We start from the raw sequence: 13730 nt of genomic DNA on the forward strand, positions 1-13730 counted from the left end.
GCAGCTTTTTTGAACTCGTAGGTCGAAACGTGAGGAGCAGTCATGTCTTTCGCAGGTGAAGTGGTCCTGGTTACCGGAGGTGCCGGCGGCCTGGGTGAGGCCACGGTCCGCCGGTTGCACGAAGCCGGTGCGGCGGTCGTCATCGCCGACGTCGCCGACGAGAAGGCCACCAAGCTAGCGAATGAGCTGGGCAACAAGGCCGTCTACGCGCGCACCGATGTCCTCAACGACGACGACGTGCAGGCGGCGCTGGCCAAGGCCGACGAACTCGGCACGCTGCGTTACGCGGTGATCGCCCACGGGGGCTTCGGCGTGGCGGACAAGATCGTCGCCCGCGACGGCAGCCCCGCCCCGATGGAGGGCTTCACCAAGACCATCGCGCTGTATCTGACCGGCACCTATAACGTGCTGCGGCTGGCGGCGGCCAAGATCGCCACCACCGAGCCCGGCTCAGGCGGCGAGCGGGGCGCGATCGTGATGACGTCGTCGATCGCCGGCATCGAGGGGCAGATCGGCCAATCCTCATACGCGGCCGCCAAAGGCGGGGTGATCGGGTTGACGCTGTGCGGGGCCCGGGATCTCAGCTCGGTCGGGATCCGGTTGAACAGTATTGCGCCGGGCACCATCCGGACGCCGGCGATGGAACGCGCCACCGATGCGATGCTGGCGAAATTCTCCGAAACGGTGCCGTTCCCCAAGCGGCTGGGCACCCCCGACGAGTACGCCAACCTGGCGCAGCACCTGCTGGAAAACACCTACATCAACGGCGAAGTCGTGCGCATCGACGGCGCGCAACGCTTCCAGCCGCGCTAACGCGTGGACCTGGGCCTGCAAGACGCGCGCGCTGTCGTCGTCGGCGGCGGCCGCGGCATGGGGTTGGCCACCGCGCGGTGCCTGGCCGACGACGGCGCCCGGGTCGCCGTCGTCGCGCGCTCGGCCGCCGACCTCGACCGGGCGACCGACGACCTGACCCGGCGCGGCAGCCCCGACGCGGTCGGATTGGTCGCCGACGCCACCGACGAGCAGCGGGTAGGGGAGGTCTTCGCCGAGTTGGGGAGGCGCTGGGGCGGCGAACTCAACATCCTCATCAACGCGGCCGGACCCGACGTGCAGGGCACCTTCGACGATCTCACCGACGAGCAGTGGCGCCGGGCCATCGACCAGGGTGCGATGGGCATGGTGCACACCGTGCGAGCCGCACTTCCCTTGCTGCGCAAAGCCGAATGGGCTCGGATCGTCAACTTCTCGGCGCATTCGACGCAGCGGCAAAGCACCGTGCTGGCCGCCTACACCGCCGCCAAGGCGATGGTCAACAGCGTCTCGAAGAACTTGTCGCTGCTGCTGGCCCCCGATGAGATCCTGGTCAACGTGGTCTCTCCCGGCAGCGTGGCTTCCGAGGCACTGGTCGGCTGGGCACGCTCCGTCGGGCTGGACGGTGAGGACCCGTACCGATTGATGGAAGCCATCACCGAGCACTTCGGCCATCCGGCGCACCTGCCGCGGGCCGGACTGCCGGATGAAGTCGGGTCCGTTGCCGCCTTTCTGGCCTCGCGGCGCAACTCCTACATGACCGGCGCCAACGTCAACGTCGACGGTGGCTCCGATTTCGTCTGATGCGCCGCCCAGCGACCCGCCTCTGACCTGCTGACATAGCGATTTTCGGGCGGAGGACGAGGGTTGCGGAATGTGCTACCGAAAGGTATACAGTAAGAGTTATTCCAGTCGGACTCCGAAGGGCGCCCAGGGCGAGGAGGTGCGGGTCGATGACCGCTGCCGACGACGGCGCGCTCGTTGCCACGAGTGCCTCGGACGACCCTGCGGTGCGCTACGAGGTGCGGGGCGGCGTCGCGGTGATCACCTTCAACCGTCCGCAGCGGCTCAACTCCTGGGGGCCTGACATCGCGGCTGGTTTCTACACGGCGATCGATCGCGCCGAGGCCGCCCCCGCGGTACGGGCGATCGTGGTGACCGGCAGTGGTCGCGGATTCTGTGCGGGCGCGAATCTGGGTCCGGCCACCAACTCCGAGGCATCGGAGCCCGACGTATCCACCACCGATGTGGCCCAATTGGTCGGGGAGCGTCATCCACACTTCCTGACCGAATTGCGCAAACCCGTCATCGCCGCGATCAACGGCGCCTGTGTCGGCATCGGGCTGACCCACGCGCTGATGTGCGACATCCGCTTCGCGGCGGCCGGAGCCAAGTTCGCCACCGCGTTCACCCGCCGCGGACTGATCGCCGAATACGGGATCACCTGGATCCTGCCTCGGCTGGCCGGCTGGGGTGCGGCGATGGATCTGCTGCTGAGCGGGCGGACCTTCCTGGCAGAGGAGGCCCGCGAACTCGGCCTGGTCAACCACGTCGTGCCGCCCGACCGACTGTTGGAGCGGGCCATGCAATACGCCGAAGACATCGCCACCAACTGCTCGCCGGCGTCCCTGGCGGTGATCAAGGCGCAGGCCTACCGCGACGCCCTCGATGATGTCGCCGCGGTGAGCGCACGTGCCGAGAAGTTGATGTACGAATCGCTGGCGCGGCCCGACCTCATCGAGGGCATCACGAGTTTTCTCCAGAAGCGGCCGCCACAATTCCCGCCGCTGAGTGAATGACTAACGCAGGGAGAGGGCTAAGTTCATGACGCTGGATTACAAGGCGATCGACGTCGACAACCACTACTACGAGCCGGTGGACTCGTTCACCCGGCACCTGGACAAGAAGTTCAAGCGTCGCGGTGTGCAGATGCTCAACGACGGCAAGCGCACGCAGGCGGTGATCGGCGACCGGGTCAACCACTTCATCCCGAACCCGACGTTCGACCCGATCATCGTGCCGGGCTGCCTGGATCTGCTGTTCCGCGGCGAGATCCCTGAGGGCGTCGACCCCGCGTCACTGATGAAGGTCGAGCGGCTGGCCGAACACCCGGAATACCAGAACCGTGACGCCCGGGTGACGGTGATGGACAGCCAGGGCATCGAAACCGTGTTCATGCTGCCGACTTTCGCCTGCGGCGTCGAAGAGGCCCTCAAACACGACATCGAAGCGACGATGGCCTCGGTGCACGCCTTCAACCGGTGGCTCGACGAGGACTGGGGTTTCGACCGGCTCGATCACCGGATCATCGCGGCGCCGATCATCTCCCTGGCTGATCCAGTCGCCGCGGTGGCCGAAGTCGAGGAGGTGCTGGCCAAGGGCGCCAAGATGGTGCTGGTGCGGCCCGCGCCGGTACCCGGTGCGGTCAAGCCGCGCTCGCTCGGCGATCCCAGCCATGACCCGGTCTGGGCTCGGCTCGCCGAAGCCGGGGTGCCGGTCGGATTTCACCTGTCCGACAGCGGTTATCTGGCGATCGCCGCCCTGTGGGGCGGCCAGTCGACCTTCGAGGGATTCGGCGCCAAGGATCCGCTGGACACGGTGCTGCTCGACGACCGGGCGATTCACGACACGATGGCTGCGATGATCGTGCACCAGGTGTTCACCCGGCACCCGAACCTGAAGGTAGCCAGTATCGAAAACGGCTCGTACTTCGTGCACCGGTTGATCAAACGGCTCAAGAAGGCCGCCAACAGCCAGCCGCGGTACTTCGCCGAGGATCCGGTCGAGCAGCTGCGCAACAACGTCTGGATCGCTCCCTACTACGAGGACGACCTTCCGCTGCTGGCCGAGACCATCGGCGTCGACAAGATTCTGTTCGGCTCGGACTGGCCGCACGGTGAGGGACTGGAAGATCCGGTGGCGTTCACCGAGGAGCTGTCCGCTTTCAGCGCCGGTGACATCCGGAAGATCATGCGCGACAACGCCTTGGACCTGCTCGGCGTGAACGTGCGGGCATAGGTCGCCGTTGCCATGAGCGAGTGGACCATCGGCGCGGTCCTCGACGAGATCGCCGTGGCCGTTCCCGACCGGACCATGACGATCTGCGCGGACCGGCGCAGCACGTTCGCCGAATCGGCGGAGCGCACCCGCCGGCTGGCCAACTTCCTGGCCGGACGTGGACTCGGTGTCCGGCGTGAGCGCGCGGACCTGAGCAACTGGGAATGCGGCCAGGACCGGATTGCTCTGCTCATGCACAACGACCTCTACCCGGACATGGTGATCGGCTGCCTCAAGGCGCGGACGGTGCCGGTCAACGTCAACCACTACTACGCGCCGGCCGAGATCGCCGACCTGCTCCGCTATCTCGGGCCCCGCGGCATCATCTATCACCGGGCGCTGGGGGCGAAGTTCGCCGACATCATCGCTGCGGCCGGCATTGACCTGCTGATCTCGATCGATGACGGCAGTGACGCCCCCGAGTCGGCGGGTGCGATCCGGCTCGATGATGCGCTGGCGCAAGGCGGCACCGATCACACGACGACGGGTTCGCCCGACGATCTGATGATGATCTGCACCGGCGGCACCACCGGACGCCCCAAGGGCGTGCTGTGGCGGCAGAGCGACATCTACGTCTCCTCGATGGTCGGGGACGACCACGCCTCCGCGGCGGAGATTCACCAGAAGGTGAGCAACGCCGGTTCGCCCTGGTTCGCGCTGTCACCGCTGATGCACGCGGCGGGCATGTGGACCGCGTTCTCGGCGTTCCTGAGCGGTCAGACAGTGATTCTCAACGACACCCGCACCAAATTCGATCCGCGCGCGGTGCTGCGAACGGTTGAGCGCGAGCGCGTCGGGCTGATGACGATGGTGGGTGACGCCTACGCGGCACCGCTGGTGGAGGAACTGGGCAGGGGAAGCTATGACCTTTCCTCGCTGTACGCGATCGGCACCGGCGGTGCCGCCACCAACCCGAAGTATCAGGCGGCGCTGCTGGAGTACCTTCCGCAGATCACCCTGATCAACGGGTACGGCTCCTCGGAGACCGGAAACATGGGTTTCGGCCGCAGCCAGCGCGAGTCGCGGCGCGACACGTTCGACCTGCGCACCGGCGGAGCCGTGGTCTCCGAGGACCGCGCCAGATTCCTGAAACCCGGTGAACCTGAGGTCGGTTGGGTGGTGCGGACCGGCCGTATCCCACTCGGCTACTTCGAGGATGCCGACGCCACCGAGCGCACCTTCTGTCAGATCGACGGCCAGCGGGTGGTGATCTCCGGCGATCGGGCCTCGATCGAGGAGGACGGCACGCTGCGGTTGTTCGGCCGCGACGCCCTGGTGGTCAACACCGGCGGGGAGAAGGTTTTCGTCGAGGAGGTCGAGGAAGTGCTGCGTGCCCACCCCGCGGTGGCGGACGCTCTGGTGGTGGGTCGGCCCAGTGCTCGGTGGGGCGAGGAGCTGGCCGCGCTGGTGGCGCTGCGTCCGGACGCCGACGCCACCGGGGAGCTGCTCGCGGCGCACTGCAGGGCGTCACTGGCGGGATTCAAGGTACCCAAGGAGTTCCTCGTCGTGCCCGAGGTCCGTCGGCTGGGCAACGGCAAGGCCGATTACCGGTGGGCGAAAAGCCAAATGAACGAAAAGGTGGCCACAGGGTCATGAGCGCAATCGATTGTCTGGTCAACGTTCACTTCGGCGAACGTGAACAGCCCGCCTGGATGGCCAAGACGCGGGACGACTACTTCAAGGGCCCGAAGTCGATGTTCGAGCCGGCCGACATGTCGGCGCTGCTCGACGAGATGGACGCCAACGGGGTGACCAAGGCCGTGCTGATGGACAACCTGGCCACACCGTCGGTGACTGCGCGAAAGTTCGTGCAGGCCAGGCCGGACCGGTTCGTGCTGGCGATGGGCGGGCTGAATCTGCTGCGCCCGGTTCCGGCGCTTCGCGACCTCAGCGCCGTCGTCAAGGACCTGCCGGTGGTCTACGCCGTGGTGGGACCGAGTTTCTGGGGCGACGGCCAGTACCCCCCGAGTGACGCGGTCTACTACCCGCTCTATGCCAAGTGCGCCGAGTTGGATCTGCCGCTGTGCATCAACACCGGCATCCCGGGACCGCCGATCCCCGGTGAGGTGCAGAACCCGATCCACCTGGACCGGGTCTGCGTGCGCTTCCCCGAACTGCGGCTGTGCATGATCCACGGCGCCGACCCGTGGTGGGACGTCGCGATCCGGATGCTGATCAAATACCGCAACCTGCGGCTGATGACCTCGGCATGGTCGCCGAAACGGTTGCCGGAAAGCCTTTTGCACTTCATGCGAACTCGCGGCGCCGACAAGATCATCTTCGCCTCGGACTGGCCGGTGCTGCGGATGAACCGCGTGGTGCCCGAGGCGCTGGGGCTGGATCTGCCGCCCGAGGTGATGGACAAATACCTGTACCGCAATGCACACGAGTTTTTCTTCGGCGACTACGAGGAGCACTGATCAATGGACCGATACGAGCTGCGCCGGCTGGACTACAGCCTGACCGAGGACCATCAGGCGCTGCAAGCCGCCTACAAGCAGTTCTTCACCACGCACTGCGATATCGAAACCGTCCGCGCCGCCGAGGAATCCGGGTTCGACAAGAACCTGTGGGAGCGGCTCTGCGCGATGGGCGCGACCACGATGGCGCTGCCGGAATCGGCCGGCGGCGACGGCGCCACCCTGGTGGACCTCACCCTGGTCGCCGAGGAGATCGGCCGGGCGCTGGCCCCGGTGCCCTGGATCGATCACGTTTGCCCCGCACGGCTGTTGGCGCGGCTTGGTGCGGTGGATGCCGACGTCGTGCGCGGTAGCCAACTGGCCGCATTAGACCCGCATCAGGACACCATTGTCGGGCCACGGCTGCTCCCCGCCGGTTCCATCGCCGATGCGATTGTCCTCCGCGACGGCGACGAGATCGTCAGCCTGACGTTCGACACCCGGGCGACGACGGTCGAGAACATCGGCCGGCTGCCAATGGCCTGGATCGACCCGGCGGCGGCCGACAGCCGGACGGTGCTGGCCGGCGGGGCCGGCGCGTTGGCGGAATACCAGCGGGCCCTGGATGAATGGCGGCTGCTGACCGCCGCCGCCTTGGTGGGCATGGTGGAGCAGACCATGACCATCGCCGTGGAATTCGCCAAGACCCGCTACACCCTCGGGGTGCCGATCGGGACCTTGCAGGCCATCTCCCACCCGCTGGCGAACATGGCGATCACCGTCGCGAGCGGGCGCAACCTGGCCTATCGAGCCGGATGGTTCATGGACAACGAACCCGACGAGCGGCCGGAGCTGGCCGCGTCGGCGTTCGTGTTCATGGCCGAGGAAGCCGCCAAGGCCGCCACCATGGCGGTGCACATCCAAGGCGGCCTCGGGGTCTCGGCGGAAGCCGCCGCCACGGCATATCTGGTGCGGGCCCGTGGCTGGCCGCTGGCCGGTGGCGACCCCGGCGTCAGCGCCTGCCGCATAGCGGAGCTCATCGCCGTTCGTGAAACAGCCGTTCGTGAAACAGCCGTTCGTGAAACAGCCGTTCGCGAAAACGCCGACCGCGCAGCCCTTTAAGACTGGAGCATCATGGACTTCTCCCGACCGCAACTGACCGACGACGACCAGGCCTTCCTCGACGAGGCCCGCACCTTCCTCGCCACCCACGTGACCGAGGAGGTCAAGCGCCGCGACCGCGAGACCGGCGACAACTTCGACGAAGGCGTGCACCTGGCGCTGGGTACCGCCGGCTATCTGGAGGCCGAATGGAAGACCGAAGCCGACGGCGGCTTCTCCCGGGTGCGCCGGCGCATCTGGGAACTGGAGAAGCGTCGCGCCCACGTACCGTGGGTGACCTGGGGAACCACCGCCATGGTGGCCCGCTCGGTCGACAAGTTCGGTTCGTCCGAGCTGCGTGACGAGGTGCTTCCGGGCGTCTTCAGCGGCCACGTCCGGCTCTGCCTGGGCTACACCGAACCCGAAGGCGGCTCCGACGTCGCGACCTGCAAGACGCGCGCGGTCCGCGACGGGGACAGCTGGATTATCAACGGCTCCAAGATGTTCACCACCGGCGCGCACAACTGCCAGTACGTCTTCTTGATCACCAATACCGACCCCGATGCGCGAAAGCACAAGAGCCTGACCATGTTCCTGGTTCCGCTGAACACGCCGGGCATCGAGATCCAGGGGCTGCGCACCGTCGACGGTGATCGCACCAACATCGTCTACTACAGCGATGTCCGGATTGATGACAAATACCGGCTGGGTGAGGTCAACGGTGGCTGGACCGTGCTGCGCGAACCGCTCAACGTCGAGCACGGCGCCGTCGACGCCGATCCCGATGGGCTGCAGGATGTCTCGATCATGATGCACCAGGCGAATTTCATGGCCGAGGCCGTCGACAAAGCAGGTGCGGTCGTCGGGCGGTCGGGGCGCATCGACGACGGCTCGGTCGCCTACCGGCTGGGCCGCGCCGCGGCGCGGGTGGAGGCGTCACTGTCGGCGCCGTCCATCTTCGGGCGGGTGGCGCTCGCCCAGACGATGCGCGATATCTCGCCGGATCTGATGGACCTGCTGGGAAGCGCGTCGGCGCTGCCGATCGGCACCGACGGCTCCATCGATGAGGGGGCTTCGGACTACATCTACCGGTTCGCCCCGCTGGTCGGCATCTACGGCGGCACGCTGGAGGTGTTCCGCAACATGATCGCCCAGTACGTGCTCGGCCTGGGCAAGCCGAATTACTCGCCGCCGGTGGCCAAGACGTCGTAGCTCAAGACGTCATGATCCGGCGGTGATAGCCCGACGGTGACTCGCCGGCGAATTTGGTGAACGCGCGGGTGAAGGCGCTCAGGCTATCGAAGCCGACGGCCGTCGCGGTCTGCGCGACACCCTGATCGGGGGCGGCCAGCAACGCCATCGCCTGCAGCATCCGGGCATGCAGCAGATAGGTCCGCCACGAGATGCCGATCACCGCTTCGAACTGGCGGCGCAGGGTGCGCTCGGAGACCGCGACGGCGTGGCTGACCTGCGCCGCGGTCACCGACGACAGATGCGCCTTGGTGTAGTCCATCGCGGCGCCCACGATCGGGTGATCGGAGGTGGGCAGGCTCAGCGGCGCCTCGTGGTCGAGCGCCTCGGAAACCAGGTGGCCCAGGGTGGAAAAGAAGTCGTCGGAGACGGTGTCTCCGTCGGCCCGCTCGATCGGCCAGCGCAGCGAGTGCAGCATCATCTCCCGGATCAGCGGCGAGACGGTCAGGATGCGCGCCCGGTCACCGCCGTGCCGCACCAGCTCGGGGTCGAACATCACCGCCACGGTGCGCACCTCGGGCCGCATGGTGGCCTGATGCTCCAGGCCGGCCGGAATCCAGGCCGCCTGCTGCGGGGGTAGCAGATAGTGCGCCGCGGCCGTCTCGACTTCAACCACGCCGCCGACCGCGTACTCGATCTGGTGCATGTCGTGGGAGTGCCATCCGGTGATCAGCTGCCGGCCTTCGTAGAGATAGCTGCCGGCCTTTGCGCGGCCACCCCGGCGCAGATCGATGTTGGCCGGTTCTGCAAACTCTGTGGCCGATCGCGCGGAGACGGTCATGATTTTCCAGGGTACTAGTAGAGGCATGAACATCGACGACTTGATCCTGGTCAGCATCGACGACCACGTGGTGGAGCCGCCCGACATGTTCCTGCGCCACGTCCCGGCCAAGTACAAGGCGGAGGCGCCGATCGTCGTCACCGACGACAAGGGCGTCGACCAGTGGATGTACCAGGGCCGGCCGCAGGGGGTCAGCGGGCTCAACGCCGTGGTGTCCTGGCCGGCCGAGGAGTGGGGCCGCGACCCCGCCGGTTTCGCCGAGATGCGCCCCGGCGTCTACGACGTGCACGAGCGGGTCCGGGACATGAGCCGCAACGGCATCCTGGCCTCGATGTGCTTCCCGACCTTCACCGGCTTCTCCGCGCGGCACCTCAACATGACCCGTGAGGACGTCACGTTGGTGATGGTGTCGGCCTACAACGACTGGCACATCGACGAGTGGGCGGGCTCCTATCCGGGCCGGTTCATCCCGATCGCGATCCTGCCGACCTGGAATCCCGAAGCGATGTGCGCCGAGATCCGCCGGGTGGCCGCCAAGGGCTGCCGGGCGGTCACCATGCCCGAACTGCCGCACCTGGAAGGACTGCCCAGCTACCACGACGACGAGTACTGGGGTCCGGTGTTCACCACGCTCTCAGAGGAGAACGTGGTGATGTGTTTGCACATCGGCACCGGCTTCGGGGCGATCAGCATGGCTCCCAACGCCCCGATCGACAACCTGATCATCCTGGCGACCCAGATCTCGGCGATGTGCGCCCAGGATCTGTTGTGGGGTCCGGCGATGCGCAACTACCCGGATCTGAAGTTCGCGTTCTCCGAGGGCGGTATCGGCTGGATCCCGTTCTACCTGGACCGCAGCGACCGGCACTACACCAACCAGAAGTGGTTGCGCCGTGACTTCGGTGACAAGCTGCCGTCGGAGGTGTTCCGCGAGCACTCGCTGGCCTGCTACGTCACCGACAAGACCTCGCTGAAGCTGCGCCACGAGATCGGCATCGACATCATCGCCTGGGAGTGCGACTATCCGCACTCGGACTGCTTCTGGCCGGATGCCCCCGAGCAGGTGCTCGCCGAGTTGGAGGCCGCCGGCGCCGATGACGCCGACATCAACAAGATCACCTGGGAGAACTCCTGCCGCTTCTTCGGCTGGGACCCGTTCGCTCAGACGCCGCGCGAGCAGGCGACGGTGGGGGCCTTGCGGGCCACCGCGACCGACGTGGACACCTCGATCCGGTCGCGGGCCGAGTGGGCGCGCCGGTATGCGGAGAATCAGCTGGCAAAGGCGTAGCCCTTGTCTACGTCGAATACTCGACGTATCGTTCGAAAGTATGACGGCGGGACTGGGCAAGTACGGGCCGTGGGCGCTGATCGCCGGCGCCTCCGACGGCGTGGGCGCCGCGTTCGCCGACGCTTTGGCCGCCGGTGGCCTCAATGTCGTGCTGGTAGCGCGCCGGCAGCGGCTGCTCGACGAGGTCGCCGCCGGCATCGCAGAGCGGCACCGAGTGCAAACCCTAGCGTTGGCAGTCGATCTCGTTGAGCCGGAGGCGGCACGCACACTGCTTCAGGCAGTCGAGGGCTTGACCGTCGGCTTTCTGGTCTACTGCGCCGGCGCCGACCCCGACTTCAAACCCTTTCTGGACAACATGATTACGGCGGCCGAGGCGATGGTGCAGCGCAACTGCGTCGTGCCGATGCAGCTATGCCATGCTCTCGCGCAACCGATGGTTCAGCGCGGTGCGGGCGCCATCGTGATCGTGGGCTCGGGCGCCGGGTTCGTCGGCGGACCCAACATGGTGGCCTACGGCGCGTCCAAAGCCTTTGACATGGTCTTCGCCGAGGCGCTGTGGAGCGAGCTGCAGCACACCGGCGTCGACGTGATCGGCCTGATCCTCGGCAAGACCGACACCCCGGCGCTTCGCGGGCTGGAGTACGAACGCGGCCAGATCACGTCGACAGACCAGGTCCCGGCCGGGGCCGAGCCCGCCGAACAGGCGGTGTCCGCAGCGCTGGACAACCTGACCAACGGGCCCACGGTGTACGCCGGCGATCAGATCACCGGTGCGGCGCAGCTGCTGGCCTCCCTCGGCCGCAACGAGGCGGCCGCCTTCATGGCGCAGGCGATCAACGCCGCAATGGGCAAGTGAGGCAGGAGGAGTCATGCCGAAGGTGTCGGTGATCACCGGTGGCGCGGGCGGCATCGGTTCGGCCACGGCGAAGATCGTCGGGCGGGATCACGCGGTGGTGCTCGGTGATGTGCGGCAAGACCGGTTGGAGGCCGCGGCCGCCGCACTGAAGGACGTCGAGGTCACCGTCGTCAACTGTGACGTCACCGAGCGGGACGCCGTCGCGCGGCTCTTCGACACCGCGGCCGGGATCGGACCGATCGCTTCGGTGATCCACACCGCGGGCGTCAGCCCGAGCATGGGCGACGCCGACTATGTCATGCGCACCAATGCTCTCGGGACGCTCAACGTCAACGAGGTCTTCTACGGCGCGGCCGGCGAAGAATCGGTGATCGTCAATGTGGCATCGATGGCCGCGTACCTGTTGCCGGAGCAGCTGATCCCGGCCGGACACTTCGCGCTGGCGCTGACGGATCGTCACGCCTTCATGGCTGCCATGGCAGGCGTGTGCGACCCGATTCCGGATGAGGCGCGCTCCGGCTTCGCGTACGCGGTGAGCAAGGCGTTCGTCCGGTGGTACAGCAGTTCGCAGGCCGAACGGTTCAACGGCCGCGGGCTGCGCATCGTCTCGGTCTCGCCGGGCTCGACCGACACCGAGATGGGCCGGCTGGAGGAGCAGGCCGGTGCCGGGGCGCTGGTCGTCGACGCCGCCGTGCCACGGTGGGGCAAGCCCGAAGAGATGGCGGCATTGTTGGCATTCTGCGCGAGCGACGCGGCGGGCTACCTCACCGGCACCGACATCCTCAACGACGGCGGAGTGGTCGCCTCGGTGCGCGAGCGCGCCCGACTGGCTGCCGGAAATGCTTGATATGACTGCGGATACCGGCGAGCCGGGCACTCCCGTTTCTTCGCCCCCGACCGAGCGCGTGATCAGGATCCTGGAACTGTTGGCGTCCGATCCCGAACGCAGCTTCTCGCTGTCGGAGATCGCCCGGCTGCTGCATATCAGTCACGGCACCTGCCATGCGATCGTCACCACCTTGGCGGCCCGGCAGTGGATCGTGCGCGACCGGCGTTCGGGCGGTTACTCGTGGGGGCCCGCGCTCGCCGCGCTGACCCGGCCGGTCAACAGGCAGGCGTTCCGCCCCGAGTTGCAGCGGCTCTCCGACGCGGTCGGCATGCAGGTCGTCCTGGGCGCCCGCCAAGGGCCGACGGTGGTGGTGACCGACACCGTCGGCGAATCACTGGCGGCACCGCTGGTCAGCGTCGGGTTCCGGATGCCGATAGTGGCCCCGTTCTGCCGGGAGTTCGTCGCCGAGGCCGGCGAGCAGGTCAAACGGGAGTGGCTGGGCGGATTGGGCGCCCCCTCACCGCGGCTGCGCCGGCGGCTGAGCGCGGTGCTCGATGAAGTGCGCAGCCGCGGCTACGCGATCGAGCGGATGAGCCGCGAGTATGTCCGGGTCTATTCGGCGCTGCAAGCACTGGCCGCCGAGGGAGAGCCCGACGAGATCACCGCGCGGCTGGCCAGCGCCTTCGCCGATCTGACCGTGGTCGACTATCTGCCCGGTGAGCTCGACAGCGCCGAGCACCGGGTCGCCAATGTGGCCGCCCCGATCCACGACCCCGACGGCACGGTCACCATGTCGGTGGGGGCGTCCCCGTTCGCGACGATGACTCCGGTCGAGGTCAGCGATCTCGGCGCGGCCGTGCGGGAGACCGCGACACGCATCGAATCATTGTGGGCGGCAAGGAAGGATCCAGCATGACTGACCAGGCGGCCGCGAAAGCCGACATCACCGAGGTCCTGCTGCGGTATGCGACCGCGATCGACACCAAGGATTGGGAGCTGTTTCGGACCTGCTTCACCGACGACGTCGATGCCGACTACGGCGAGATCGGCCACTGGCCCGACGTCGACTCCATCACCGCGTTCATGGCGACGGTGCATGAGGCGATGAGCGACACCAAGCACATGCTGCACAACATGGTCATCGATGTGAGCGACGCCGGTCATGCCACCGCGGTGACCTACGTGCACACCGTGCAGGCCCTGGCCGCCGATCCCCAGCAGTGGGTGGATGCGGTCGGACAATACCGCGACGAGCTGGTGCTGACACCGGACGGCTGGCGCATCGCGCGGCGGTGTTTCACTCAGACGCGAATGTTGAGCAGCTTCGATCTCCGTGCCGCTCAATCGGGTTGAGGCGC

Annotated in this window: 14 protein-coding genes; 13 read left to right on the plus strand and 1 reads right to left on the minus strand. The window is 67.2% G+C overall.

Annotated elements, in window-relative coordinates; all coding sequences use genetic code 11:
* The first annotated feature begins 42 nt into the window (after positions 1-42).
* The 8 genes from AC5Y31_RS19015 to AC5Y31_RS19050 all read left to right on the plus strand — a co-directional run bounded on the left by AC5Y31_RS19015 (position 43) and on the right by AC5Y31_RS19050 (position 8579).
* Positions 43-813 (plus strand): SDR family oxidoreductase, encoded by a 771-nt coding sequence (locus tag AC5Y31_RS19015; RefSeq protein ID WP_064853225.1) that lies wholly within the window; start codon positions 43-45, stop codon positions 811-813.
* A gap of 3 nt (positions 814-816) precedes the next feature.
* Positions 817-1614, plus strand: a complete 798-nt coding sequence (locus tag AC5Y31_RS19020; RefSeq protein WP_065023288.1) for an SDR family NAD(P)-dependent oxidoreductase — start codon at positions 817-819, stop codon at positions 1612-1614.
* A 149-nt stretch (positions 1615-1763) separates the two neighbouring features.
* On the plus strand, positions 1764-2609 hold the full coding sequence (locus AC5Y31_RS19025) for an enoyl-CoA hydratase (RefSeq protein ID WP_301633688.1): 846 nt from the start codon (positions 1764-1766) through the stop codon (positions 2607-2609).
* Positions 2610-2634: 25 nt separating this feature from the next.
* Positions 2635-3828 (plus strand): amidohydrolase family protein, encoded by a 1194-nt coding sequence (locus AC5Y31_RS19030; protein ID WP_499982163.1) that lies wholly within the window; start codon positions 2635-2637, stop codon positions 3826-3828.
* Positions 3829-3840: 12 nt separating this feature from the next.
* Positions 3841-5463 carry an acyl-CoA synthetase gene (locus AC5Y31_RS19035; protein WP_499982165.1) on the plus strand — a complete coding sequence of 541 codons (1623 nt, stop codon included), beginning with the start codon at positions 3841-3843 and terminating at the stop codon, positions 5461-5463.
* Positions 5460-6287 (plus strand): amidohydrolase family protein, encoded by an 828-nt coding sequence (locus AC5Y31_RS19040; protein WP_301633694.1) that lies wholly within the window; start codon positions 5460-5462, stop codon positions 6285-6287. The genes AC5Y31_RS19035 and AC5Y31_RS19040 overlap by 4 nt, the downstream gene beginning before the upstream one ends.
* Before the next feature lie 3 nt (positions 6288-6290).
* Complete coding sequence (locus AC5Y31_RS19045) at positions 6291-7388, plus strand: acyl-CoA dehydrogenase family protein (RefSeq protein ID WP_499982166.1); 1098 nt, start codon at positions 6291-6293, stop codon at positions 7386-7388.
* A 12-nt stretch (positions 7389-7400) separates the two neighbouring features.
* The gene (locus tag AC5Y31_RS19050) at positions 7401-8579 is read left to right on the plus strand and encodes an acyl-CoA dehydrogenase family protein (RefSeq protein WP_065023294.1); all 1179 of its coding nucleotides are present in this window, start codon (positions 7401-7403) and stop codon (positions 8577-8579) included.
* Between the two features lies 1 nt (position 8580).
* On the opposite strand, the gene AC5Y31_RS19055 is transcribed toward AC5Y31_RS19050, so the two are convergent.
* Positions 8581-9399 carry an AraC family transcriptional regulator gene (locus tag AC5Y31_RS19055; protein WP_499982167.1) on the minus strand — a complete coding sequence of 273 codons (819 nt, stop codon included), beginning with the start codon at positions 9397-9399 and terminating at the stop codon, positions 8581-8583.
* Between the two features lie 25 nt (positions 9400-9424).
* On the opposite strand from AC5Y31_RS19055, the gene AC5Y31_RS19060 reads away from it, so the two are divergent.
* From AC5Y31_RS19060 to AC5Y31_RS19080, 5 genes are read left to right on the plus strand one after another with little or no spacing between them, the layout of a single operon-like run.
* A complete protein-coding gene (locus AC5Y31_RS19060) occupies positions 9425-10687 on the plus strand; it encodes an amidohydrolase family protein (protein WP_064855815.1) in 1263 nt (420 codons plus the stop codon).
* A 40-nt stretch (positions 10688-10727) separates the two neighbouring features.
* Positions 10728-11543: an SDR family NAD(P)-dependent oxidoreductase gene (locus tag AC5Y31_RS19065; protein ID WP_499982170.1), complete on the plus strand. Its 816-nt coding sequence runs from the start codon at positions 10728-10730 to the stop codon at positions 11541-11543.
* 13 nt (positions 11544-11556) lie between these two features.
* On the plus strand, positions 11557-12390 hold the full coding sequence (locus tag AC5Y31_RS19070; protein WP_499982172.1) for an SDR family oxidoreductase: 834 nt from the start codon (positions 11557-11559) through the stop codon (positions 12388-12390).
* Positions 12391-12448: 58 nt separating this feature from the next.
* Positions 12449-13288, plus strand: coding sequence for an IclR family transcriptional regulator (locus AC5Y31_RS19075; protein ID WP_499982174.1), 840 nt, complete (start codon positions 12449-12451; stop codon positions 13286-13288).
* On the plus strand, positions 13285-13725 hold the full coding sequence (locus tag AC5Y31_RS19080; protein WP_499982176.1) for a nuclear transport factor 2 family protein: 441 nt from the start codon (positions 13285-13287) through the stop codon (positions 13723-13725). Before AC5Y31_RS19075 ends, AC5Y31_RS19080 begins: the two co-directional genes overlap by 4 nt.
* Positions 13726-13730 lie beyond the last annotated feature (5 nt).

This window comes from Mycobacterium sp. NGS18 (genome assembly GCF_059813185.1).